Origin of the sequence: Aeromonas sp. R6-2 (genome assembly GCF_040908155.1) — a bacterium.
Lineage (GTDB): Bacteria > Pseudomonadota > Gammaproteobacteria > Enterobacterales > Aeromonadaceae > Aeromonas > Aeromonas schubertii.
Map to the genome: position 1 here is coordinate 242,196 of NZ_JBFODE010000032.1, position 25,069 is coordinate 267,264.

The 25,069-nt window shown below is 62.9% G+C and carries 19 protein-coding genes and 1 riboswitch; of the genes, 12 read left to right on the plus strand and 7 right to left on the minus strand.

The annotated features are described in order from the left end of the window. Nucleotides 1–28: 28 nt before the first annotated feature. Entirely contained in the window at nucleotides 29–280 is a 252-nt protein-coding gene (locus AB5Y48_RS08000; RefSeq protein ID WP_050665959.1) for a hypothetical protein, read from the minus strand. Between the two features lie 182 nt (nucleotides 281–462). Between AB5Y48_RS08000 and AB5Y48_RS08005 the strand changes: the two genes are divergently transcribed. Continuing rightward, on the plus strand, nucleotides 463–735 hold the full coding sequence (locus tag AB5Y48_RS08005) for a ribbon-helix-helix domain-containing protein (protein WP_368164143.1): 273 nt from the start codon (nucleotides 463–465) through the stop codon (nucleotides 733–735). Here AB5Y48_RS08005 and AB5Y48_RS08010 read toward each other — a convergent pair. The 3 genes from AB5Y48_RS08010 to AB5Y48_RS08020 form a co-directional block, all read right to left on the minus strand. Continuing rightward, complete coding sequence (locus AB5Y48_RS08010; protein ID WP_050665957.1) at nucleotides 732–1,127, minus strand: glyoxalase superfamily protein; 396 nt, start codon at nucleotides 1,125–1,127, stop codon at nucleotides 732–734. The genes AB5Y48_RS08005 and AB5Y48_RS08010 overlap by 4 nt on opposite strands. Nucleotides 1,128–1,211: 84 nt before the next feature. Next, nucleotides 1,212–2,537: an ATP-binding protein gene (locus AB5Y48_RS08015; protein ID WP_368164144.1), complete on the minus strand. Its 1,326-nt coding sequence runs from the start codon at nucleotides 2,535–2,537 to the stop codon at nucleotides 1,212–1,214. A gap of 53 nt (nucleotides 2,538–2,590) precedes the next feature. Next, nucleotides 2,591–3,373, minus strand: a complete 783-nt coding sequence (locus AB5Y48_RS08020; protein WP_050665955.1) for an alpha/beta fold hydrolase — start codon at nucleotides 3,371–3,373, stop codon at nucleotides 2,591–2,593. A gap of 69 nt (nucleotides 3,374–3,442) precedes the next feature. Here AB5Y48_RS08020 and AB5Y48_RS08025 point away from each other — a divergent pair, with 69 nt between their 5' ends. Genes AB5Y48_RS08025 through AB5Y48_RS08035 form a run of 3 tightly spaced genes read left to right on the plus strand, consistent with a single transcriptional unit; the run spans nucleotide 3,443 to nucleotide 4,643 of the window. Continuing rightward, the gene (locus tag AB5Y48_RS08025; RefSeq protein WP_050666012.1) at nucleotides 3,443–3,790 is read left to right on the plus strand and encodes an MmcQ/YjbR family DNA-binding protein; all 348 of its coding nucleotides are present in this window, start codon (nucleotides 3,443–3,445) and stop codon (nucleotides 3,788–3,790) included. Further along, the gene (locus AB5Y48_RS08030) at nucleotides 3,787–4,275 is read left to right on the plus strand and encodes a GNAT family N-acetyltransferase (RefSeq protein ID WP_050665954.1); all 489 of its coding nucleotides are present in this window, start codon (nucleotides 3,787–3,789) and stop codon (nucleotides 4,273–4,275) included. Before AB5Y48_RS08025 ends, AB5Y48_RS08030 begins: the two co-directional genes overlap by 4 nt. Nucleotides 4,276–4,307: 32 nt before the next feature. Further along, entirely contained in the window at nucleotides 4,308–4,643 is a 336-nt protein-coding gene (locus AB5Y48_RS08035) for a DUF3802 family protein (protein ID WP_050665953.1), read from the plus strand. Nucleotides 4,644–4,827: 184 nt separating this feature from the next. On the opposite strand, the gene msrA is transcribed toward AB5Y48_RS08035, so the two are convergent. Continuing rightward, entirely contained in the window at nucleotides 4,828–5,463 is a 636-nt protein-coding gene (msrA, locus tag AB5Y48_RS08040; RefSeq protein WP_050665952.1) for a peptide-methionine (S)-S-oxide reductase MsrA, read from the minus strand. 67 nt (nucleotides 5,464–5,530) lie between these two features. Continuing rightward, on the minus strand, nucleotides 5,531–5,884 hold the full coding sequence (locus tag AB5Y48_RS08045; protein WP_050665951.1) for a hypothetical protein: 354 nt from the start codon (nucleotides 5,882–5,884) through the stop codon (nucleotides 5,531–5,533). 148 nt (nucleotides 5,885–6,032) lie between these two features. On the opposite strand from AB5Y48_RS08045, the gene argA reads away from it, so the two are divergent. From argA to glpC, 8 genes are all read left to right on the plus strand, one after another. Then, nucleotides 6,033–7,361, plus strand: a complete 1,329-nt coding sequence (argA, locus tag AB5Y48_RS08050) for an amino-acid N-acetyltransferase (protein ID WP_060586743.1) — start codon at nucleotides 6,033–6,035, stop codon at nucleotides 7,359–7,361. A 110-nt stretch (nucleotides 7,362–7,471) separates the two neighbouring features. Next, a riboswitch (Lysine riboswitch) is annotated at nucleotides 7,472–7,660 on the plus strand. Nucleotides 7,661–7,742: 82 nt separating this feature from the next. After that, complete coding sequence (gene lysC / locus AB5Y48_RS08055) at nucleotides 7,743–9,095, plus strand: lysine-sensitive aspartokinase 3 (protein ID WP_136613745.1); 1,353 nt, start codon at nucleotides 7,743–7,745, stop codon at nucleotides 9,093–9,095. 129 nt (nucleotides 9,096–9,224) lie between these two features. Continuing rightward, on the plus strand, nucleotides 9,225–11,453 hold the full coding sequence (locus AB5Y48_RS08060; RefSeq protein WP_368164145.1) for an LTA synthase family protein: 2,229 nt from the start codon (nucleotides 9,225–9,227) through the stop codon (nucleotides 11,451–11,453). 71 nt (nucleotides 11,454–11,524) lie between these two features. Then, nucleotides 11,525–11,977, plus strand: a complete 453-nt coding sequence (locus AB5Y48_RS08065; RefSeq protein ID WP_368164146.1) for a YchJ family protein — start codon at nucleotides 11,525–11,527, stop codon at nucleotides 11,975–11,977. Nucleotides 11,978–12,023: 46 nt separating this feature from the next. Beyond that, nucleotides 12,024–12,776: a PilZ domain-containing protein gene (locus AB5Y48_RS08070; RefSeq protein ID WP_050665946.1), complete on the plus strand. Its 753-nt coding sequence runs from the start codon at nucleotides 12,024–12,026 to the stop codon at nucleotides 12,774–12,776. A gap of 147 nt (nucleotides 12,777–12,923) precedes the next feature. Further along, complete coding sequence (gene glpA, locus AB5Y48_RS08075; protein ID WP_368164154.1) at nucleotides 12,924–14,552, plus strand: anaerobic glycerol-3-phosphate dehydrogenase subunit A; 1,629 nt, start codon at nucleotides 12,924–12,926, stop codon at nucleotides 14,550–14,552. After that, the gene (gene glpB, locus AB5Y48_RS08080) at nucleotides 14,549–15,811 is read left to right on the plus strand and encodes a glycerol-3-phosphate dehydrogenase subunit GlpB (RefSeq protein ID WP_050665944.1); all 1,263 of its coding nucleotides are present in this window, start codon (nucleotides 14,549–14,551) and stop codon (nucleotides 15,809–15,811) included. The genes glpA and glpB overlap by 4 nt, the downstream gene beginning before the upstream one ends. A 51-nt stretch (nucleotides 15,812–15,862) precedes the next feature. Beyond that, nucleotides 15,863–17,065 (plus strand): anaerobic glycerol-3-phosphate dehydrogenase subunit GlpC, encoded by a 1,203-nt coding sequence (glpC, locus tag AB5Y48_RS08085; RefSeq protein WP_050665943.1) that lies wholly within the window; start codon nucleotides 15,863–15,865, stop codon nucleotides 17,063–17,065. A 62-nt stretch (nucleotides 17,066–17,127) separates the two neighbouring features. Here glpC and AB5Y48_RS08090 read toward each other — a convergent pair. Beyond that, a partial coding sequence (locus tag AB5Y48_RS08090; RefSeq protein ID WP_368164147.1) for a type I secretion C-terminal target domain-containing protein occupies nucleotides 17,128–25,069 on the minus strand: 7,942 nt, incomplete at its 5' end.

Consider the following 25,069-nt stretch of genomic DNA (forward strand, 5'->3'; position numbering starts at 1 on the left):
AGCTGCCGCCCCGCCAGGAGTGGGCGATTCAGGCCGGTATCCGGCCATTGCGCACCAGGGCCCGGCGAATATTGCGGCACATCTTGCCAAAGCGGCTGAGTTCGTCGAAGGTGGGGGGAATGCCCCGCTCGATCTGATGCTGCCAATAGCAAAGTTCGGTATCGACCAGCTCCATCAGCTTCTTGGGGCAACCGAGGCAGGTGTTGTCGGGACCACAGCGAAAGGTATCGGCCCGGTAGAGGGGGAACTCCCTCTTGACCGCATCGATAATTTGCTGCATTGCAGTGATCCTGTCCGGTTTTCTGCTCATCATGCGGCCCCCTCTCACTGGCCGGGGATGATAGGGGGGCCACGCCTTGAGATCCATACCTCCTCCGGTCGAGCACCGTGCCTGCAAACCCGATTTTGACCCGAAAGCCGAAGTTGCTTACTCTTGCCTCCTCTTTCCCTCTGGATCTTCCCATGTGCACCCTCTTTACTGGCCAGAGCCCTGACCACTATACCTGCACCACCCGCTCGCTCCGGCTCTGTGGCCACAGCACCAGTATCCGGCTCGAAAACAAGTTCTGGGATATCCTCGAGCAGATCTGCCAGGCCGAGGGACGCACCATGGGGCAGTTTCTCTCAGCGCTCTATCAGGAGTCTCTGGCCAGCGGCATGGACAAAAGTAACTTCACCTCTCTGCTGCGCTGCTCATGCCTTATCCACCTCGAGACTCGTACCGCTACATCCTAGGCAAAACGGCCGCTGCGCTCGATAAACTCGATCTTGTAGCCGTCGGGGTCGGTGATAAAGAAGAGGCGCGCCAACAGCATCCCCTCATGGCGCATCTCTCTGATCGGTGAAGGGGCAAGCCCGAGGCAGATCAGCCTGTGGTGGGCCGCCTCTATCTCCTCCACCGTCACGGCCATATGGCCATAGCCGCTACCGTGGCTGTAAGGCTCGCGCTGGTCGTGGTTGTGGGTCAGCTCGAGCTCGTAGCCGCTCTGCTCATTGGCCAGGTAGCTCAGGGAGAAGTCCTCGAAGAGAAAACGATCCTTCACCTCAAGCCCGAGGGCATCACGATAGAAACGGGTCGACGCATCCAGGTCGCGGACCCGGATCATGGTGTGGGCTAATTTGGTCATCTTGGCTCCTTGGTAACGAGAGCCTTAGGGTAACGAGTCGCTCATCGTGTGGGGTAGTAGCGCGCTACCACAGGCGCATGCCCCTCACACCCGCCCCGGTGCCGTCAGGGGAAAGCGCAGGATAAAGCGGCAACCCGCACCGGTAAGCACGGGGGCCAGATCCAGACTCCCCCCCAGGATGGCACTGGCAATACGCCGTGAGATGGCCAGCCCCATCCCTGAACCTTGCCCAAGTCGGGTGGTGAAGAAGGGATCGAAGGCGTGGGCCCGCACCTCGGGTGCCATACCGGTGCCATTGTCCTCCAGTGTCAGCTCTACCATTCCCCCTGTCACCCTGGCCTCCAGGGTGATTTGTGGATCACTCACCCCCGCCAGTCCGTGGCGCAACGCGTTTTGCAACAGATGGTGGAGCAAGAGTCCCAGTGGCTCGGGGAAGCTGTCACAGCCAATACCCTGCGGTACCCGGTTCTCGACCCTCACCCCCCCGGGCTCCAGCCCCTCGACCCTGACTTGCTCGGCAATACGCTCGCACAGATCGAAACGATGGCGCTGCTCGGAGACCTGCTCGACAGAGACCCGTTTAAAGTCATTGATGAGGCGGCTCAGACGCTGCAGCTCCTTGTCGGCCACCGAGCAGATCTCACGCCCACTCACCACAAACTCTTCGAGCAGTGAACGGGCCAGCGTCTTGCTCTCTAGCTGCCTCTCCAGGGCGGCGAAACGATCCCCCAGGGTGGTGAGCAGGGTGATCACGTTGCCAAGAGGGGTATTGAGTTCGTGCGAGACGCCCGCCACCATGGCCCCCAGCGCCGCCAGCTTCTCGTGATTAAGCAGCTCCTCCTGCTGCACCTTGACCGAGTACAGAGCAGTGGCAAGCTGCTCCCCGCGCTCCACCAACGCCTGCTGGGCCGATTCAAGCTGCAAATTGTCGAGCAGGATGTGCAAGCTGGCCTGCACGCTGTCGCGAAACTGCTCGAGCAGCTCGGGATAGGGAGAGGGATAGGGGTTCTCTTCCCGGCTCAGCACACAGATGGTGCCGAAGATATGGCCATCGGGCCAGAGGATGGGGAGACCGCAGTAGGAGATCATCTGCAGCTTGATATCGGGGTTGTGATCCCACAGGGGATCCTTGAGGGCATTGGGCACGATCAGGGGACGGCGGGTATCCATCACGTGCTCGCAGTAGAGCCCGGAGTCGAGGTGCTCCCGCGCCCCCTCCCCATAGCAGTTGTCGGGATGGTTACCGCTGACGAAGACCTCTATCTCCCGGGCATGGACCCGCATGATGAGGCTCGCCGGTACCTCGAACAGGCGGGCGATGAGATCCAGGGTCTGCTGCCATGAGGCCTTCAGGTTAACCGGGATCTCGATATCGGCGTGGATGGGGTACTTGGGGGAAAAGGCACTCATGGTGAACAGTCCAACGGGTTATCTCTGAATAAGATAGACCCGCGCCACCCGGCTCACCCGTCTTGAGCGGCAAGAAAGGCGATGGACTGACGATTGAATCGCTCCGGGCTCTCTACGTTACAGACGTGGCCGCATCCCTCGATCACCGCCAGCTCGCTATAGGGGTCGCGCGACACCTGCTCGCGCACCGGCGCGAGGAACATGTAGTCCTCCTCTCCCATGATATAGAGGGTCGGAATCGAGACCGGTCGCTCGCGAAAGTAGCGCATCAGGGGGTTGACCTCGGTGGCGAGACGAAACCAGCGTTTGAACTCCTTCTGACACAGGCGCCGCGCCTCGCGCACGAAGAGCAGGCGCGACTCGCGATGGCGATCCCGTGGCATGATGATGAAGGCAAACAGACGATAGAGCCACATATAGGGCAGGATGTGCTGGCCGAGGCGTCCCAGTTGCACCAGGATGCGTGAGCGAATATCGAGGCGCAAGATGGCGCCGCCCAGCACCATGCTCTTGACCCGCTCGGGGCAGAGCTCGGCCAGATGGCGGATAAGGATGGTGCCAAGGGAGATGCCGACGAAGTGGGCACGCTGGATCCCCAGGTGATCGAGCAGGCGGACGATATCCTCGGTCACCGCCCGAAAGCTGTATTTGCCCTGCACCACCTGCTGCAGGCGATGGGAGTGGCCGTGACCGCGCAGATCGAGCAGCAGCACATTGAAGCGCTCCCGGTACGCCTTGAGCTGGCGAAACCAGATGTTGGAACTCCCCCCCGCCCCGTGGACGAAGACAACCCAGGGCCTGTCGGGCCCAACTTCATAGGTCTTGTGATAGAGCATCCGCGCATGCGCCTCTGTCGGGGTTATACTGGGTCGCCGATTCTAACAGAAAAGCCGGAGCGAACCTTGATAACGCTCACTGCCGTGCGGGATCACCTGCTCAGCCTCCCCGCCGCCACCGAAGATACCCCCTTCGGCCCGGAAGTTCTGGTCTACCGCCTGCACGGCAAGATGTTTGCCCTGCTGCGCTGGGAGGCCAATCCCATGGTGCTCAACCTCAAGTGCGATCCCGAGCTGGCGCTGCTGCTGCGCGAGATCCACCCGGAAGTGACCCCGGGCTGGCACATGAACAAGCGCCACTGGAACAGCGTTACCTTGCAAGACACCCTGGCCGACGATCTCTGGCAGGGGTGGGTGCACCACTCTTATCAGAGGGTAAGTGCCACCCTGCCCCGCCGCCTGCAGAGGCCTCTATGATGCTGACCATCAGCCCCATGCAGCCAGGCGATCACGACGCGCTGGCAACCCTGTTCGAGCACTCGGTACGCCATAGCGCTCCCGGGCACTACACACCACAGCAGGTCGAAGCCTGGGCGGTCGGCGCCCGCAGCCCCGCCTTTCTAAGGGAGCTGGCCGCCAGCGAGGGCTGGGTGGCCTGGCTGGATGCAAACCGGGTGGGTTTCGTCACCCTGACCAGAACTGCCCATCTGGGTCTTCTCTATGTGGCACCGGATCACCAACGACAGGGCATAGGCGAACATCTGGTGACCACAGTGCTCGCCTCTGCCAGGGAGAGAGGCTGGCACGAGCTGCAAACCGAGGCCAGTCTGCTGAGTCTTGGGCTATTTTTAAGACTGGGTTTTCGGGTGACGGCGCTCGAGCAGATCCGGCGCGGGTCGGTACTCTTTTCCCGCCATCGTCTCCGTTACCGATTGTCATCCCCGGTGGGCTCACTACAATAGCTCCATTTCCATCACACATTGAGTAGCGCGACATGGTTGTAGACGGTGAAGGGTATCTGGCGCTCATCGAATATCTGGTCGAGAGCCTTGGACTGTTTGAGCAAAAGGGCGACGAGGCCGGAGGTGAGACCATCGAGCATCTGGTGAGCGACCAGGTCGCCGAGAGCCTGATCGCCTTGTGCGAGCAGAACCCTCAGCTCGACTCCAAGGTCCGCTTCGTCATTATGCGTGAAGCCGACTCAGTGGTGGCCGACCTGCAAGAGGTCCTCTCCGCCGTCTGGGAGCGTCCGGCCACGGCCGCCCAGCGGGAGTTTCTCATCGAATTTATCATTCTTATCAAGAACCTCTTCGACAGCGCCATCCGCTAACCTGATTCCCCCACCCAAAAAGAAACAGGCCGCCCGGTATGGGGCGGCCTGGCTTGCTGTCATCTTGTTTGGCAAGAAGTGTCTGGTCTGGGCCCCCGTCCATGAGGGCTCAACTGGTTGGAGCACTCCTGGCAAAGAAAGTTCATTTTATTTCTGCTTTTTTTACTATCGGTACAGTTTGCGTTCAATTCGCCCCAACGGGCAGGCAGACACCAATCCCCCCCAGACCACAATACCCCTCGGGATTCTTGGCCAGATATTGCTGGTGATACTCCTCGGCGTAATAAAACGGAACCAGGGGCAAGATGGCCGTGGTGATAGTCCGGCCATCACCGCTTTGTGCCATCGCCCCCTGATAGACGGCCAGGCTTGCCTCGGCCTCGGCCCGCTGCGCCTCGTCGGCCCAGAAGATGACAGAGCGATACTGAGTGCCCACATCACCGCCCTGGCGCATTCCCTGCGCCGGATCGTGATGCTCCCAGAAGAGGCGCAGCAGATCCCCGTAACGAATACGGGTCGGATCGAACACCACCTGCACCGTCTCGGCGTGACCGGTCAGGCCGCTGCATACCTCTCGATAAGTGGGATTGGGGGTCATCCCGCCCTGATAACCCGCCGCCGTCGACCAGACCCCTTCCTGCTGCCAGAAGAGGCGCTCGACGCCCCAAAAACAGCCCATGCCAAACCAGGCAACCGCCATCCCATCGGGCCAGGGCCCGACGGTGGCATGCCCGTTGACAACGTGCACCGGATTGACGGCGAGGGGCTCGCTACGCCCCGGCAGGGCATCGGCGGGCGATACCAGGCTGATGTTTTCCATGACTCTCTCCTGACGGCTCCATGAGCGAGCGACAATACGGGAGAGTCAGACCCGGGATCAAGAGGGGTCAGACGATCCAAAACCCTTCGACACCCTCCTCCCCGCTCACCTTGAGGTGGAGCAGCAACTCATCCTCACAACTCGAGAAGGTGCCCTTCCAGAGCAACAGGGTGTCGTGACCCCGCCGTAGCCGGGTCAGAAAGGTGAGACGAAGACAGGGGCCAAAACGCTCGCGAAACTGGAGGCTTCCCTTGTGAAACCGCTCGGCACCGTACTCCCCGGCAACGAAGTCGGGGGGCAAGAGGGCCGAGAAGCTGGCCAGATCCCCGTCGCCATAGGCCGTGAGCAGTTGCAGTAGCAGAGGGCCAAGCCGCTCGGCCAGAGGCTCATCCTCCGGCAACTCGAGATGTGGTTGGGTCATATGACTCTCCCCTCTGAAACAGGCTGTGATGCGCTCATCCTAGCACCTGGAGAAATAAAGAGCTCACCCAGAATAAATAAGCTTGATTTGTGAATTGATTTTCATATATTGACCCCATTCGTGACTTTCTATTGTTAGGGCTTCAGCTGTGCGTGAAAGGGATCCCGCTCTGGTCAATGCATTTCGTCAATCCACCCCCTATGTCAACTTCCATCGGGGTGGCACCTTCGTGTTGATGGCGGGGGGAGAAACCATCAGTCACCCCAACTTCAGCAACATCATCAATGATATCGCCCTGTTGCAGACGCTGGGTATCCGTCTGGTGCTGGTCTTCGGCGCCCGCCCCCAGATCGACGAGGCGCTGGCCCGCCACCAGATAGCCCCCCACTTCCACAAGCAGACCCGGGTCACCGACGAGGAGAGCCTCGCTATCATCAAGCAGGTGTGTGGCGGCATGCAGTTCGAGATCACCTCCCGCCTCTCCATGGGGCTGGCCCACACCCCCATGCAGGGGGCTCGCATCAGCGTGGTGAGCGGCAACTTCGTCACCGCCCAGCCGCTGGGGGTGGACGAAGGGGTCGACTACTGCCTGAGCGGCCGGGTACGACGCATCGACACCGACGGGATCCGTCGCCAGCTGGATCAGCAGAACCTGGTGCTCATCTCCCCCATCGGCTGCTCGGTCACCGGCGAGAGCTTTAACCTCTGCTCGGAAGAGGTGGCCCAGCGCATCGCCATTGATCTCAGAGCCGACAAGCTCATCTGCTTTAGCTCCCATCAGGGGGTGCTCGACGCGGGGGGCAATGCCATCTCCGAGCTCTTTCCCGAAGAGGCGCAGGAGCATCTGGCCCTGCTCGCCCAGGAGGGGGATCACCTCTCGGGCACGGCTCGCTATCTGCGCGCCGCCATCGCCTCCTGCCGCGGCGGGGTACCGCGCTCCCATCTGGTGAGCTACACGGAAGACGGGGCCCTGCTGCAGGAGCTCTTTACCCGGGAGGGGGTGGGCACCCAGATAGTGCGCGAGAGTGCCGAGCGGGCGCGCTCCGCCACCATAGACGACATCGGCGGCATACTGGACCTTATCCGCCCCCTGGAGGAGGAGGGCATTCTGGTGCGTCGCTCCAGGGAACAGTTGGAGATGGAGATCGAGCACTTCACCGTGATCGAGCGCGACGGCCTCATCATCGGCTGCGCCGCCCTCTACAGCTTTCCCGACGAGGCGATGGCCGAGATGGCCTGCGTGGCCATTCATCCCGAGTATCGCAGTGGCCACCGGGGGGACATGCTGGTCGGCCGGGTCAGCGAGCAGGCTCGCAGACAGGGGATAGAGCGCCTCTTCGTGCTCACCACCCGCTCCATCCACTGGTTTCAGGAGCGCGGTTTTTATCCTGTGGTCGTGGAGGATCTTCCTGTGGCCAAGCAGCGCCTCTACAACTGGCAGCGCCGCTCCAAGATTTTGCTAAAGAACATTGCTTAATTGATTGATTTAAAATGAGTAAAAAAAGAACCCTTAATGTTTGTCGATTCTTGATTGACACTGATGACCAAGACGGGTTATTTGTTTAATTACTCCACCGCCCAAGGGGTGGAGCCAGAAGAGGAGCGTTGCCCAGGCAGCCAGGGGGAGGAGTTCGGTCTCCGACGATCCCGGGCCAGGGGGAGCAGCGCCGAGATGGGAAGCATACCGTTATGCATCCCGTCGGCTGCGGGGGCTGAATCCCCCGGGCTGTCATCGGTGAAGGGTTAGCCCTTCTCAGGTGGAGCGCTTCTGGCCGGGATGTTCACCTATTCCTGCCATTTTACCGCTTCCCCTGTCTTTGCCCGATGGACCGGCTTTTTTATATAGACAGGAGTTTTCATGACCGCTCTCAACGTCGCCAAGTTTGGCGGCACCAGTGTCGCCGATGCCACCGCCATGGGCTGTTGCGCCGATGTCGTTCTCGCCAATCCCGCCACCCGTATTGTGGTGCTGAGCGCCAGCGCCGGCGTCACCAATCTGCTGGTCGCCCTGGCCCAGGGGGAACTCGGTGACGAGGCCCTGGGCGAGCAGCTGGCCCGGTTGACAGAGATCCAGCAGCGTATCCTCGACGCCCTCTCCCCCAGCCCCGAGCTGCGGGCGGCCATCTATGCCCAGCTTGCCGAGATCGAGGCCATGGCACGCCAGGCCAGGTTGCACACCGATGCGGAGCTGGCCGATCGCCTCATCGCCTGTGGCGAGATGATGTCGAGCCGCCTCTTCACCGAGCTGCTGCGCCAGCGCGGGGCCAGCGCCCAATGGATCGATGTGCGCCAGCTGCTGCGTACCGACAGCCGCTTTGGCAAGGCGAGCGTCGATCTCGAGACTACCCGTACCCTCTGCCAGCAGACGCTCTCACCCCTGCTCGGCGATACCATCGTCGTCACCCAGGGCTTTATCGGGGCCGACGAACATGGCCGCACCACCACCCTGGGCCGTGGTGGCTCGGATTACAGCGCAGCCCTGCTCGCCGAGGCGATGGATGCCGGCAGCATCGAGATCTGGACCGATGTTCCCGGCATCTACACCACGGATCCGCGCCTGGTGACCCGGGCCAGACCCATCCCCGAAATCAGCTTCGCCGAGGCGGCCGAGATGGCCACCTTCGGTGCCAAGGTGCTGCACCCCTCGACCCTGCAACCTGCGGTGCGCAAAGACATCCCCGTCTTCGTCGGCTCGAGCCGGGATCCGGCGGCCGGCGGCACCTGGATCCGCGCAGCCACCCGCAGCAGCCCCCTGTTTCGTGCCGTGGCCCTGCGCCGCAACCAGGTGCTGGTCACCCTGCACAGCCCCAACATGTTTCACGCCTACGGCTTTCTGGCCGAGGTGTTTGGCATCCTGTCACGCCACCGCATCTCGGTGGATCTCATCACCACCTCCGAGGTGAGCGTCTCCCTGACCCTGGATCACACCGGCAGCCAGAGCAATGGAGAGGCGACCCTGAGCGACAAGGTACTGGCCGAGCTCGGTGAGCTGTGCAAGGTCAAGGTAGAGAGCGGGCTCGCCCTGGTGGCCCTTATCGGCAATCGCATGAGCGAGGTCAATGGTGTGGGCAGCCAGGTCTTCGCCACCTTGCAGGATCACAATATCCGCATGATCTGCTATGGGGCCAGCGCCCACAACCTCTGCTTCCTGGTGGGCGAAGAGGAGGCCGGCGCCGTGGTCAACCGGCTGCATCAGGGTCTGCTCGGCTAATCGATCCGGGTCCATGGAGGGACCCGTCATCAACTGTTAATCAGATCTTCATTTTCCGGTCATAAAATTGACAACGAGAGGGCATTGGCCGCACCATCGGCCACTCTCGTTGCTCAAGGACAGGGCCAGATGAGATCCCGATTTGTCACTCCAGCCGCCGACTGGCGGCGCCTCCTGCTCCACCTGCTGTGGGGCCTGCTTCTCTTTGCCCTGCTGCTTCCCTGGCTGCGCCTCGACGCCGTGCTGAACCGTTTCGAGCCCATCGACTTTCACAGCGGCACCCTGCAGGTCGCCCGCCTCGAGCAGGCCTCCCTGCTCTACAAGAGTGACGAGCGCGGCATGTATGTGGTACTGCATCACAAGTGGCGACTGGCCGAGCCCCTGCAAGGAGCCGACCGTCTCACCTTCATCCTGCGCCGGGAAGACGGCGGTGAGGCCGGCCGCCTCGACATCGATGCCAGCAAGCGCCAACGCTGTGGCGACAAGGGGTGCCTTGTACAGCTCAACAGCACGATGCGCGTCCCCGATGATGCGGCCAGCCGGGAGTACTCCCTCTGGGTGAAACCGCAGATCCAGGGGGCACCGCTGCCCACCCGCTTCCTGCAGATCTTGCCGGCCCGGGGCTTCTCCCTGCCCCAACTGCTACTCGCTCTCGGCACCATAGTGCTGGTCAACGCCCTGTTGCTGCACCTGCTGGCTCCCCTGTTTCGCCTGCGCCGACGCTCCCGGCTGGCGGCCAGCCTGCTGCTGGGTAACCTTACCTTCCTGCTGCTGCACGGCTTTGCCTTCTTTCGCTTCGGTGAGTTCACCCTCTGGTCGGGATTTCGGATCGAACACTACTACCTGGCCTGGGGCACCATGGTGATAGGCTGGGGAGTGTGCGCCCTGGCCGGTTTTCATCTCTACATGGGACTGGCCTTCACCCTCTTGATGGGCTTAGGCCTTGTCGCCAACTTCACCAAGATCGCCATCTACGGGGTGCCCATCGGTGGCAATGATCTCGGCAACCTGCTGGGGCTGCTCCAGATCCTGCGCGAGGAGCACCCTTGGGCGCCCTGGGCGCTGGCCCTGCTGCTGGCGCTCGCCTGCTGGCGTTTCGCCCTGTCGCGCTGGCTGCTGCGCGGGGTTGCGGCTACCCTCGCCTTCTTCGCCCTGTGCGTCTTCGCCACCCAGGCCAGCAACCGCCTGCTCGGCCCCAACGTGCGTTATTTTCAGCACAGCGTCACCTATCACAGGGATCTGATCCGCGCCGGCCCCGGCCTCTACCTCTTCAACCTGGTGGATGACATGGTGAGCCAGGGATCCATCTTCCGCTACCCCCTGCTCAGCTCGGGTCTCGCCCCGCAGCGGGAGCACGCTCCCGACCATCACCCTCCCCTCTGGGACAGGGTGATCGTGCTGCAATATGAATCCCTCTGGCTCGGTTGGCAGGGGAAGATCTGTGCCAGGGCGCCGGAGCTCACCCTGCCCGCCGGCGTGCACCAGTGGCGCAAAACCATCCACTCCCCCACCACGGGAGGGATGACGGTGCTGGCCGAGTTCGAGATGAACACCGGGCTGCCGGTGGGACTGCTCAAGCAGGGCATAGTGCCCTATTACTATCTGCAGCCGAGTGTGCCGAGCCTCGCCAACACGGCGCGGGCCAACGGCTATCAGACCCTCTTCGTCCACCCCTATGTGGAGAAATTCTGGGGCAGGGATCGGGCGATCCCGGCGCTGGGCTACCAGACTCGCTGGTTTGAGGAGGCCTTTACCACCCTCTCTCACAAGGGACTCTATGTCTCGGACGATGCCATGATAGCTCGCCTGCTGAGCGGCGAGGCTCCCCAGTTTGCCTATGGGGTCACCATGCAGGGGCATGGTCCCTTCGATGGCCCGCGCTATCAGGGGGCCGAGCTCGATGGAGCCTGCCCCGATCTCCCCGCCGACGAGCGGCAGACCCTCAACACTTACTACACAGGCGTGGTGGATGCCATGGCCTCATTGCAGAAGCTGCTCGAGACCCTGACGGCCGGCGATGAACGTTTTTTGGTGATCGCCTTTGGCGATCACCAACCCTTCCTGATGGGTGCGGGGGATGGCATCCTGGGTCCCAACCCAACCCGGGCGGCCCGCTACGAGATCCCCCTGATGGTCTTCACCCGCGAGGGGGATCTGCTCGACCCGGCCATCGCCTTCGGCGAGGTGCGCCAGCTCTATGAGCTGGGCCAGATCACCCGAGCCCTGTTGGCCGGCCGCCTGCAGGCCGCCGAGCCTCAGCCCCTGCTGCACCCGGTATTGGGTGAAGAGGCGGGATTTGACCCCACGCCCCTGCTGCCCCAAATCCGCGCCACCTTCAAAAGCGATGCCCTTCCCTGATAACAAGGGGGTTGGCCCCGGGGTGAGGGCCGATTAGTATGGCTCCCCTCACCGCACACGGAGTCCTTTTCATGTCCGATTGTCCTTGCGGCCAGGGCCGCCCCTATGCCGACTGTTGCCAACCCCTGCATCTGGGCGCCGCCGCCCCCACTCCCGAAGCCCTGATGCGCTCCCGCTATTGTGCCTTCGTGCTGGGACTGGGGGAGTACCTGGTCGAGACCTGGCATCCGGACCATCTGGGGGGCCTCAGCGCCGAAGAGCTGGGGCAGCAAGATACCCACTGGGATCATCTGGAGATCCTCGGCAGCGGCGAGCAGGGCGATCAGGGGTGGGTCGAGTTCAAGGCCTGGTTTCAAGATGGCGGACAACTTGCCTGCCTGCACGAGCGCTCTCGCTTCCTGCGCGAGGCGGGACGCTGGCGCTACACGGAGGGGGAGATATCGCCGCCCCCCACCCGGATCGGTCGCAACGATCCCTGCCCCTGTGGCAGCGGCAAGAAGTTCAAGAAGTGTTGTGCCTCCTGAGGGAGCGGCCTTAAATGAAACACATCTCTGCATGTAAGGAGGCGTTGTGACAGAACAGAGCCAGGCCAGTGCCATCAAGCAGAAGCTGCTCGCCCAGCGGGAAAAAGGGACCCCAATCAAGGGGAGCGATGTGCTCTCCTACCTGCAACCCGCCAGCGAAGCCGGCGTCGAGGTGATCACGCCGACCGGGGTCAACCGGGCACTCCCCGCCGTCCTGATCGGGTCGGATCGCCGCGGATTCCTCTACTTCACCCTCTACACCGTCTCGGCCAACGAGGCGGCCCTCTGCTGCCGCCCCGGTTATCGGGTCGCCATCTCGCTGGTGTGTGAACGGGGCATGGGAGCCATGGTGCACTTCAGCAGCTTCATCGAGCAGTTCAGCAGTGCGCCGCTGGTATTCACGGTGCGCACACCCGAGAGCCTGCTCTTGAGCAAGATCCGCAAGGAGACGCGCTATCCGGTCCAGTGTGAAGGGCTGGCCGTGGTCGGGCAGCGCCAGGTCGAGATCAGCCTGCTCGATCTCTCCCAGGATGGCTGCGCCTTCGCCACCAATCACCTGGCCCCGCCCTTCTCCCCCGGTTGGCAGCTGGAGCTGCGCTTTCGACCCGCCACACGGGATGCCACCCAGTTTCGTCTCACCGGCACCCTCTGCAACCTGCGCACGGTCGGAGGACAACACCGCTACGGCATGCGCTTTGACGCCCATGGCCGCCAGCAGAGCGCACGCTTCTTCGAGCATCTGGAGTTCAATGGCCACCACATGGTGATGCGCCAACATCAGCCAGAGGCGCACCAATGACGCTCCCGACGAGTGCGATATGGCTCACAAAAAACCACACAACACCCATCACTTGAGCGTTTGCGCTCATTAATTTGGTCTGAATCAAACATTTTTCATGGCGTTCCCGTCACACTGCTCCTAACAAGAAGCAGTGAGATGAGCACAATGAAACGGATCACCACCCAGGTCGTTATCATAGGCGGCGGGGCAACGGGCGCAGGGATCATGCGCGATTGCGCCCTGCGCGGTATCGACTGTGTTTTGCTCGAGCGCGATGACATCGCCTCGGGCACCACGGGCCGCAACCACGGCCTGCTCCACTCCGGCGCCCGCTACGCCGTCACCGACCAAGAGTCTGCCCGCGAGTGCATTCAGGAAAACCGCATCCTCAAGCGCATCGCCAGCCACTGTGTGGAGGACACCGGCGGTCTCTTTCTCACCCTGCCGGAAGATGACATCGGCTTTCAGAAGACCTTTATGGAGGCCTGTGCCCGCGCCAGTATCGAGACCCGTCAGCTCGACCCGCGTGAGGCGCTGCGCCTCGAGCCCAACGCCAACCCGGCCATGATAGGGGCCATCCAGGTGCCGGATGGTACGGTCGACCCCTTCCGTCTCGCCGCCGCCAACGTGCTCGACGCCAAGGAGCACGGTGCGCGTATTTTCACTCACAGCAAGGTGCTGGGGCTGCTGCGCACCCAAGACAGAGTGCACGGCGTCAAGGCCATCAATACCCGCACCGGCGAGGCCTTCGAGGTAGAGTGCCAGGAGGTGATCAACGCCGCCGGGATCTGGGGCCAGCAGATCTGCGAATACGCCGATCTCGGCATCCGCATGTTCCCGGCCAAGGGCTCCCTGCTCATCATGGATTACCGCATCAACCAGCTGGTGCTCAACCGCTGCCGCAAGCCGGCCGACGCCGACATCCTGGTCCCCGGGGATACCATCTCCCTCATCGGCACCACCTCGAGCAAGGTGGACTACCACACCATCGACAACCTCAAGGTGACCCCGGAAGAGGTGGACGTCTTGCTGCGCGAGGGGATCAAGCTCTCCCCCATCATGGCGCGCACCCGATTGCTGCGCGCCTACGCCGGGGTACGCCCCCTGGTCGCCGTGGACGGGGACGAGTCGGGCCGCAACATCAGCCGCGGCATAGTGCTGCTCGATCACGGCGAGCGCGACGGCCTGCAGGGCTTTAACACCATCACGGGCGGCAAGCTGATGACCTATCGCCTGATGGCCGAATGGGCCACCGATCTGGTGGCCAGGAAACTCGGCAACAGCACCCCCTGCCGCACCGCCGAGCTGGCGCTGCCCGGCTCGCGCGACCCCGACAAGGTCTCGGCCCCGGGTCTGAGTGCCCCGGCCGAGGGGTCGGCCCAGTACCGCCACGGGGAGCGGGTCATCGCCTTCTTTCGTGACAATCCCAGGGCCAACGCCCTCATCTGCGAGTGCGAGATGGTAACCGCCGGCGAGATAGAGTACGCCCTGCGCGAGCTGGATGTGGACAACCTTATCGATCTGCGCCGCCGCACCCGGGTCGGCATGGGCCCCTGTCAGGGTGAGCTGTGCGCCTACCGCGCCGCCGGCCTGATGCACGAGTACGGCAAGGCCGATGGCCGCCAGGCCTGCGTCATGCTGCGCCAGTTTATCGAGGAGCGTTTCAAGGGCACCCGCCCGGTGTTGTGGGGGGATGCCCTGCGCGAAGCGGAATTTACCTACTGGATTTATGAGGGGCTGTTCGGGCTGGGTAGCTGGACCGCCGAGCCGCGCACTGAGGAGGCCGCATCATGAGATTCGACAGCATCATCATAGGTGGCGGTATCGCCGGCCTGTGCGCCGGCCTGCGTCTGGCCGAGGCGGGGCAGAAGAGCCTCATCATGGCCTCGGGTCAGAGTGCTCTGCATTTCTCCTCCGGCTCGGTAGACTTGCTCGGCGGCGAGGGGGATCCCCGCACCGCCCTGCCCGACTTCATCGACCGGCACCCGGAGCACCCCTATGCCCGGGTGGGCCACGCCAATGTGCTGGCCAGCCTGGACGATCTGCAGCGCCACTGCGCCGCCGAGGGACTCATCCTGACGGGCGGCGAGCGCAACCACAGACGCCTCACCCCCATCGGTACCCTCAAGGAGACCTGGCTCTCTCCCGATACCTGCGCCATCGCCGGCGACACGCCCCAGCCCGAGCGGCTGATGCTCGCCACCCTGGAGGGATTTCGTGACTTCCACCCGGCCCTGGCCGCCGCCAATCTGGCAAACCAGCCCGGGTTTGCCAATACCCGCATCCTCACCGGCGAGCTGCGCCTGCCCCAGCTGGCCGAATTTAGCCGCAATCCCCACGAGTTTCGCTCCGCCGACATCGCCCGCCTGTGCGATCGCCACGATCTGCTGGCCGACCTGGCCCGGGAGATCTCGCGCCTGATGCACGAGGCCGGTGGCCACTGCCACCATCTGGTGCTGCCCGCCTGTCTCACCCTGGGACTGGTAGGCGAGCGTCTGAGCGAGCTGGAAAAACGCACCGGCTGCACCATCCGCGAGGTCGCCACCATGCCGCCGTCGCTCATCGGCATGCGCCTGCAGGAGACCCTCAAACGCCGCTTCATCGCACTCGGCGGCACCTATCTCACCAGCGAGCGGGTGCAGGGGGCACACTGTGCAAACGACCGGGTGATAGGCCTCTACAGCCAAAACGGGGAAGACGTCCTGTTCGAGGCAGACCACTTCATCCTCGCCACCGGCAGCTTCTTTAGTCGCGGCCTGGAGTCGCGCCTGCGCGGCATTCGCGAGCCCATCTTCGGTGCCGACGTGCTCAGCGACCCGGAACGCGATGCCTGGGCCGGTCGCCGTCTGTTCAGCCACCACCCCTTCATGGGCTTCGGGGTCAAGACCGACGAGCGGCTGCGGGTACTGCGTTCAGGCCAGCCGCTCACCAACCTCTTTGGTGCCGGCAGCATACTGGCCCACTACGATCCGATTGCCGAGGGCTCAGGCTCCGGGGTGGCCGTCGCCACCGGCTGGCAGGCCGCCGGCCACATTCTGGAGTCGGCCCGATGAGACCTTTGCCCCACATCCCGTGCCTTCAATCCCAACGGGAGGAGAATTGATATGCTGCTCGATCACGCCAACCAGACCTTCGATCAATGCATCAAGTGCACCGTCTGCACCGCCTACTGCCCGGTGGCCAAGGCCAACCCCGCCTACCCGGGCCCCAAGCAGGCCGGTCCGGACGGGGAGCGCCTGCGCATCAAGAGCCCGGCCCTCTATGATGAGGCGCTCAAGCACTGCACCAACTGCAAACGCTGTGAGGTGGCCTGCCCGAGCGGGGTGCGCATCGGCGACATCATAGCCCGGGCCAAGCACCAGTACGGGGGGATGAAGCCGGGGATCCGGGAGTTCGTCCTCTCCCACACCGATCTGATGGGGGGCATGTCTACCCTGATGGCCCCTGTGGTCAACCTCACCACCAGCCTCAAGCCGGTCAAGATGGTGCTCGACAAAGCCCTCGGGGTCTCCTCCCACCGGGATCTTCCCAAGTACTCCCAGGGCACCTTCCGTGGCTGGTACAAGAAACAGAAGGCGACCCAGGCCAGCTATGGCCGTCAGGTGGCTTACTTCCACGGCTGCTACGTGAACTACAACCATCCTCAGCTCGGCAAGGAGCTGGTGCAGGTACTCAACGCCATGAACATAGGCGTGCAGCTGCTGGAGCGGGAGAAGTGTTGCGGCGTGCCGCTCATTGCCAACGGCTTCATGGAGAAGGCCAAGGCCCAGGCCGCCTTCAACATCCAGCAGATGGAGAGCACCCTCACGGGCAATGAGATGCCCCTGCTCACCACCTCCTCCACCTGTGGCTTTACCCTGCGTGACGAATATCCCCACCTGCTGGAGCAGGACAACCACAAGGTGCGCAGCCGCATCTCCCTCATTACCCGCTTCTTGTGGCAGGAGTTCCAGAAGGGCAACCTGCCGGCTATGAAGCCGCTCGATCTGCACATTGCCTACCACACCCCCTGCCACATGGAGAAGATGGGGGGCGTCATCTACACCCTCGAGATCCTGCGGGCCATCCCCGGGGTGCGCGTCACCGTGCTCGACTCCCAGTGCTGCGGCATCGCCGGCACCTATGGCTTCAAGTCGGAGAACTACGCCACCAGCCAGAGCATCGGCCAGGGGCTGTTCGAGCAGATTGGGCGCCTCAAGCCGGATCTGGTGATCACCGACTGCGAGACCTGCAAGTGGCAGATAGAGATGAGCACCCCCTACCGCTGCGAGCACCCGATCCACCTGCTGGCCCAGGCCCTGGCCTGAGCAATCCGTCACCCAAAAAAGAGCCGGCATCAATACCGGCTCTTTGCGTCACGCAACAGGAATCACTTCACGATCAGGTTGTGCTGCTCGATGAGAGACTGAAGTATGTCGTGGTTGCTGTGCCCACTGAGGCTCCATTGGCTCACATCGACGTTCTCCAGGGTGATCTGCTGGCTCACCTTCCCATCCCCGGCCGGGGAGACAGCGAGATCCAGCGTCTTGAGTCCATTGCTGCCATCGCTCACCGCCAGTTGCAGATGATTGAGCAGACCATCGACACTGTGGTCACTGGCCCCCTTGAGCAGCTCGGAGAGATCGATAGCATCCCCCTCGCCGGGGTTGAAGTCGGTGATGATATCGTGAGCCGGTGCATTACCCCCTTCGTCCCCTGCCCCCCACAAGAAGAGATCGCTCCCCTTGCCCCCGGTCAAAATGTCATTGCCGGCCCCGCCACGCAGCACATCGTGCCCGTCGGAGCCTGTCAGGGACTCCGCAGCCCCACTCCCGAGCAAGGGTCCACTGGCGTGAGCATGGATATCGATGCTCTCCGGCAGTGAAGCCAGCAGAGTGCCCCCGACGCTCGACTCGGCGCTCACGGTCAGATGGTGAACCCCCTCTGCCAGACCGCTCACAAAGAGTGGCTGATGATGATCGACCGGCAGCAGCCAATTACCCAGCCCCAGATCCGAGCCGATCACATTACCGTGCTCATCCACGATGTGGGCACCGTCCAGGCCGCTCAGTCGCAAGGAGAGCTCACCCGGCGCCGGATTGACCACATCTGCCGAGATACCGAGCGGTACCGCCGTTCCCACCAGGGTAACGATATCGCCGCTCTCCACCAGCAGGGTCGGCATATCCGGCTGAGCCAACACATGGACAGGCAGGGTGTCGCTGTCAGTCATCACACCGCCGGCCCCGCTGTTACCCAGATCAGAGGTGGTGACATGCAGGGTATCACTGCCCCAGAAATGGGCGTCAGGCTGATAGTGCACGGCACTGGCAAGCAGCAAATTAATCTCGCCAAGCGTCCCGGTCAGCACCAGTTGAGGAGATCCCGACCCACTCGCACTCACCGAGCCCGCACTGCCGCTCAGGGCCAAAGTGCCGTGAGAGACACTCAGGGTCATGGAGACGGGGTGTTGCCCCGCATCCACATCCTTCACGCTGATGCCAGAGAGGGAGAGAGCGCCATCCTCTTGCACCGTCAGGCTGGCCGGCACCTGGTTGACCGGGGCATCGTTGACCGCCTGCACCTCGATGGGCAAGACGTCGCTATCGCTCAGGGGCCCGCCACTGCCGGTGTTGCCAAGATCATCGGTGACCATGGTCAGAGCGTCCTGGCCATTGAAGTCCTGCGCCCCCTTATAGGTGACGCCGCCACTCAGCAGGGCGTTAAGATCGGTCAGGGTGCCGGTCAGTACCAGGGAGCCGGTGCCATTGCCGACCACGGTCACGCCGCTGCCTGCCGGCAGGTTAAGGGTGCCGTGTTCGACCGAGAGGCGCACCTCGATGGGGCTGTTGCCCGCATCCACATCCTTCACCTGCAGTCCCCGGATGACAAAGGGGGTATCCTCCTGCGCTACCTGGGGATCCGTCGGCAGCACATTGACCGGCGCATCGTTGACCGGACTGATATCCAGATGGATGTTGCCGCCCACCTCGGGGCCGAGGGCGCCGTTGTCCAGACTCTGGGCCATCACCTTGAGATCCACAGCGCCGTTGGCGTCGTTGGTCACCAGCTCCACCGCATCGAGCCTGCCGCCATCCGTGGTGATCTGCCAGACGCCGCCCCCGAGATCCACCACAGTGCCGGCGACCCCGTTTGGCAGCCGCACCTCTGCACCGTCCGGCACCCCTTCGAGGGTGACGCGAACCTGCTCGGGTCCATTTTCGTGCACATTGCCGGCACTGCCACCGGTGGCCTGGGTATCCCGGGTCTCCAGCCCCAGGTTCAGGGTGATCACCTCCCCTTCCGTACCGCTCGCCCTGTCCTGAATATCGGCGACGATGGGATCCCCCACCGGGTTGACGGTGACGGTGAAGCTGTCACTGGTTTCAAGAGGTAGCGTGAGCCCCTTGTCCAGGGTGAAGGCACTCAGGGTGAGATCCACGGTGCCGCTGAAATCTGCCGGCGGGATCAGGGTCAGTTTGGCGAAGTCCGTGCCCACCGGCACCTGCCAGACGCCGCCGCCATTGTTGACCGCGGGGGCCGAGAGGGTAAAGCCATCGGGTACCCCTTTTATCTGGAGCGCCACTATCTGCTCGGAGCCGTCGTTGTCCACCAGGGCGGCATCGAAGCCTGCAAGGCTGACGCTGCCATCTTCATTACCCGTCACGTCGTGCACGGTGAGCGTCGCCGGATCGTTGACCGGTATGACCTCGAAATTCACCTGGCCGCTCCAGCTGCCGCGATCGGTACCCGTGGTGGCGGTATCGAGAATATCCACCGTCACCGCAAGCGGCACCTGACCGCTGAAGTGCTCTTTGGGTACAAACACCACATCCTTGAGGCCATTGGCATCCACCACCAGCGACTGGACGGGATGACCGTTGCCATCGAGGAAGTGGCCGTACCTGGCATCGACGATCACGGTCACCCGCTCCACCGTCTCGAGACCGCCATTGGTCACCGAAGGGCTGATATCGGCGAGTTTCACCGAGAGATCGAGGTGGATCTCGGTGTCTTCCAGGTTATCCGGCTGGCCGTCGCCGTTGACATCCTTCACCGCCAGTTGCAGGCTCGGCGCCCCATCGTGGCCGCCATTGATATCGACCTCGGGGGTGATGGAGAGGGTGATCTCTTTCTCCACCATCTTGGTGTCACCGCTCACCGTATCGGTGTTAACCAGCCGCACAGTGAAATGCAGGCCATCACCGGCGTAGTCCTCTGGCAGGGTCAGGGTCAGGCTGTCGAGATCGCTCAGGCCATTGGGTAACTTGATCAGATACTCGCCGTTGACGAAATCAAAGGTGAGCCCCTGCACACTGACGCCGGCTGGCAAACCGGTAATGACGATGCTGAGCTCGTCGTCACCGTTGTCGCTGCTGCCCAGGGTCACCATCTGCCTCAGCTGGGCGCCAACATCGACGCTGTGATCTTCCACTCCCGTGATGGGCTGGCTGTTGTCAAGATCGACCGTCGCGGCAACCTGGCTCCCGTTGTTTGCCGCATGGAACTCGGCGCTGGTATTGAGCTCCCGGTACACTGGTGCACTGATATCCCCCTCACCGTTGTCCCCAAGATCGATCACCCTGGCGTTGACCTTGAAGGCGACGGTACCGGTAAAGCCATCCGGCGCGTGCAGCGCATAGCTGCCAAGAGCGCTGTTCGGCACAGTCCAGTTGCCCTTGCCATCGCTGATGCCCCCCACCACCACAAAGCCCGGCGGCAGGTCGCTGATGACCAGATAGTCGATGACCTCACTGCTGCCGGGATCGAGATCCTCGAAGGTGAACATGCCCTTGAGCGGGATATCATGCCCGTCCTGGCTATCCAGCTGGCCGGTTTGTACCAGCTGGCCATCGGGCTCCACCACAGCCCGAATATCCACGAGCAAGGAGCCCTCGATCACCTTCTGAGCCGTGGCACTGGAGTCCACATCCTGCTGGGTGATGGTGACATGGCTCTGGATACGGGTGTCCCTGTCGCTGTCTTCGGGGGCTTTGACCAGCAGCTGGCCGCCATTGAGCAGGTTCTGCAGGTCGGCGTCGCTCAAGTCCACGGCGCCCCCATTCACGGTCAACTGGGTATCCACTCCCCCGGCCCGGATCCAGATTTCATAACCGGGTTCGATGCCGGAGAGGCTGAGGTGCGTCACCCGTTCGGCGCTGTCACCCAGATCCGGGCGCCACTCGAGCAGAGTCAACTGATCTTCCAGACCATGGCTGGTCTTGGCATAGTCGCCAGCGTCGATCTCGGGCTCCACCTTGATGGTGAGTGGCACATCGAAGCGCTGGTGATCCCCGTCATTCTCGGTCACCACTAGGTGGCCGACGAGGTGAATATCGGCAGTACTGTTGGGAGGCGGCTGGATCTGCAGATTGCCAAGGGATGACACATTCACCTGATAGAGGGGATTGCCCTGGCCATCGAGCCCGGCAAAGGTCAGGGTCAGCTCCTTGCCGCTGCCGTCAAATACCCTGGCCCCGGCCGGCAAGCCTTCCAGCACCAGATTGAGGCTCTCGGAGGTGTCTTGCGGCGTGTCGACCTTCTCCCCCGACTCCAGCCGGAAATCGAGCGGCGCCCGGCCATCTTCCTTGATGGTGATGGTGTAACCGTCGCCCTCCTGGGCCCACCCCGTGGAGTGAAGGTCAACATGCGGTTTATCCACCACCCCGACCAGATCCACGTGCAGGGTCTGGCTGCCGGTCTCCTTCTCATTGACCAGGGTATGAATCTGGCCGTTGGCATCGGTCAGGGTGGCGCTGTCCTTCACCACCCCCTTGATGGTCAGATCAAAATCGACGTTGCTGTTTTTCGGCGGCTGCAGCTTGAGGTCATTGATGCGATCGTAGGGCACCTCGTAGTAGCCGTTGGCATCCAGGGTGACCGCCACCCCGCCGAGTAGCAGAGTGGCGCCGGTGGGCAGGCCGCTGATGCGCACAAACAGCTGCTCGGAGCCATCACTCGTGTCCCCCAGATGGCCGAGCACTATCTTGTTGCCAAGGTTGAGCAGGGTGTCTTCCTTACCCTGGATCTCGCGCACGGTCAGCTTGGCGTCATCGGCCAGGGGCTTGACGTTGATCACCACTTCGATGGCATCCCCAAAGGCCTTGTTCTGACCGCTGACCACCGGCGCCTTCTCGGTGCTGACCGGGGTGACCGAGAGCTTGATGTCGCCGCTGTAGTCCTTGCCGGGCACCACGGTGACCTTGTTGATGTTGCTGGCCGAGACGCTGTAGATGCCGCTGGCATTTGGCTTGAGCTCGGCGCCGTTGAGCATGAGGGTGCCCTTGCCCGCCTCCCATTTGATCTGGTAGCTCAGGCTCTCCGAGCGGTCCGTATCGGTCAGGCTCGCCTTCACATTGAGCCTGATGCCACTGCTGTCCTCATCGGTGCTGTCGTGCAGGCTGGTGCTACCGGTGACCCACACCGGCTTGTCGGCAATGCCGCGCACCGTGATGGCCAGATCGCCGGTGACAGGATCCGGCGCCGTGCCCTGGGTCACGCCAACTTGTAGCGCCACCTGGAAATGCAACGGCTGACCACTGTTGCTCCAGCTTGACCAGTTGGCATCCGGCACAAAGGTGAGGCCGGTGGTGGTGTAATGGACCTTGTCACCGGTGACCATGGCCTCGGGTGGTACGATAAACCACTGGCCATCGGCCGTGGTGGTCAGCGCCACCCCGTTGTAGTAGAAGGTGCCGTGGGCATTGGCAGGCGCCTGAATAAGAAGCTCATCCACATGCTCGCCCCGATCAAAATCGCCAATATCGAGCGCCATCTGGATGGGGATGCCCTGGCTCGGATCCTGGGCGCCCTGATCCTCCTGCCCGGTCACGGGATTTACGGTGAAGCGCACCGCCTCATCCTGCAGATTGAGGGTCAGGGTGCTCTGTGCGGTATCACCGTCGCCGTCGACGAGCTGGGCTGTGATGACCTGACTGAGGGTACTGGCATCGTGATCAACACCCGCCCTTGGGGTGAAGCTGTAGTTGCCATCCGCCCCTATGGTGAGGGAGCCCATCACCTGTTTGCCATCCGGGCTCATCACCTCCAGAGTCAGGCTGCCGTTGATGGCATGCATCTGCCCGTTGACGGTGACCGATGCCACCCTGGCGCCATCGGCCCCCTCGTTGGCCGGCGGCAGCAGATCGCCGCTCACGGCGCTGCCGGTCTCGCTCAGGCTGTGGGTCAGATGGGTGCCGACGGGCATGTCATCCTGCACCGTGACTCGCACGCTGACATTGGGGCTGCGATCTCCGTCGTGATCGGTGACAAAGAGTGGCACCTCGATGGCCAGCTCATCCTTGCCCTGGGCCCCGTGATCGAGCTGACCCACCAGATAGACGCCATAACTGCCGCTGGCATCGAGATGGATCCAGAACACCGGCTTGCCACCCTCGGCCATGGCCAGATACCAGCCTGGATTGCTATGGGCGACCAGGGTCACCGCCTTGCCACCCGAGGTGAGGTGATTGGCCTGATTGAAGGCGGCCACATCCAGCTGCAGCGACGCCACCCTGTCCGACCCGGCGCTGATAGTCACCCTGCCGCCCGCAGTCTCACCGCCCTCGGTCGGGGTGGTGCCCGGATGCTGGGTACTGCTGGCATCGAGATCCGACTCCTCAACCCGCACCGGCTCGATGGCGCTGACAAGCGGATTCTCACCATCGGTCACCATAATGGTGGCCGTCCCCTGGCGCTGGCTGCCGTCGCTGTCGGTGACCTGGACCGGCAAGGTCAGATTGAGCGTGTCGCTCGCCTTGTGATCCAGATTGGTGTGTACCGTCACCCGATAATCCAGGGTCGCCTCACTATGGGCCTCAATGCGCCCCGGCACACTCGGCAGGGTCACGCTCAGCACCAGGGTGCCGCTCGCCGTGACCGCCTGGAAGGTGTGCCCATGGCTGCCCGGTACCTCTTGCCAGGTGAGCGTCTGGCCGTTGTGGGTGATGGGGTTACCGCTTGCATCCAGCACCTGGCCGGAGAGGGTCAGGCGCACATCCGTCACGGGATCGGAATCTGCCTTGATGGTGATCTTGCCAGTATCCTGCTGATCATCCGCGCTCGAGTTGACGCCATCAAAGCGTCCTTCTTCCAGAGTCACGCCGGTGAGCGTCAAGGTCGGCTTGCCCCCTTCCGCAATGGTGACGTTGAGGGTGCCCGTGGTGCTGTCGTTGTTGCCGGTGCCCTTGTCGCTGTCGACAACGTTGACCTTGAATGGCAGCTCGGTGGCGTTGCCACCGCTTTGATGAACGCCTTCGAACAGGGTCACCTTGTAGTCGAAACCGTTGTTGGCGGCGTTGTCGAGCTTGCCAACCAGCTCCACCTGCAGCACCTCGATTCGCTGACCCGCCACCTCCACATAACCCTTGAGGATCTGGCTGCCGGGGATGGCTGGGTCGCCCTCCACCAGTTCGTATCTCACCGGTTGACCCAGGGCGGTCAACGCCGGCTGCTCGGCCGGATCGGCAAACGACACCTCGCTCACCCGATCTGAACCGGCGCTGATCTGGAACTGGCCCGTGCCGGTGAGAGGATTGTGACCATCGAGGTTGCCCTCATCCAGGCTGACACCGCTACCCGCGACAAAGGTGGGGGCGCTGCCATCCTTGATGACCAAGGGCAACCGGGTGGAGGCCCTGTCCCCATCTTTATCCGTGAGCGTCACCACCAGCGGCAAGTCGAGGGACTCGCTCCCCTGATGATCCAGCTCGCCGCTCAAGGTGACTTTGCTGGTGACGCTCCAGTTGCCATTGCTCTCCACCAGATCGAGCTCGGCCCGCAATACCTCGCGACCGTCCGCACTGGTGCCCACCAGATCGCCGTTGCCATCCAGGGTAAAGGTGACCGGGCTGCCATGGCTGCTGTATTTGCCATCCAGACTCTGCTGGATGGCCGAGATGTCGAACTTGAGACTATCGCGCGCCAAGGCATCTGCACCGTGGCTTACGGTAAAGCTCATGGTGCTCACCACAGCCCCCGCCCCCTGATTGGCCTCGGTCATCCCGGTGCCGGCCACGGCGCTGATCACCGGGTTGGCCCCGTCGCCGATGGCGACGCTCAAGCTGGAAGAGACGCGATCTCCGTCGCTATCGGTCAGGGTAAACGCGGCGCTAAGCAGGCTGTCGGCACTGCCCTGATCGAGCGGCTGATAGAGGGTGAAGCCATATTTGCCGTCGTTGCCGAGGGTGAGCGTGAACACCAGCTGGCCATCCGGCGTGCGTCCTTCAATCAGGTGATCGGCCACCGTTATGGCGACGCTCTGCTGGCCGGAGGTCAACCCCTGCAGCCCGGGCTGGCTGGCATCGAAGGTGATGCTGGCCAAGGGATCGCTG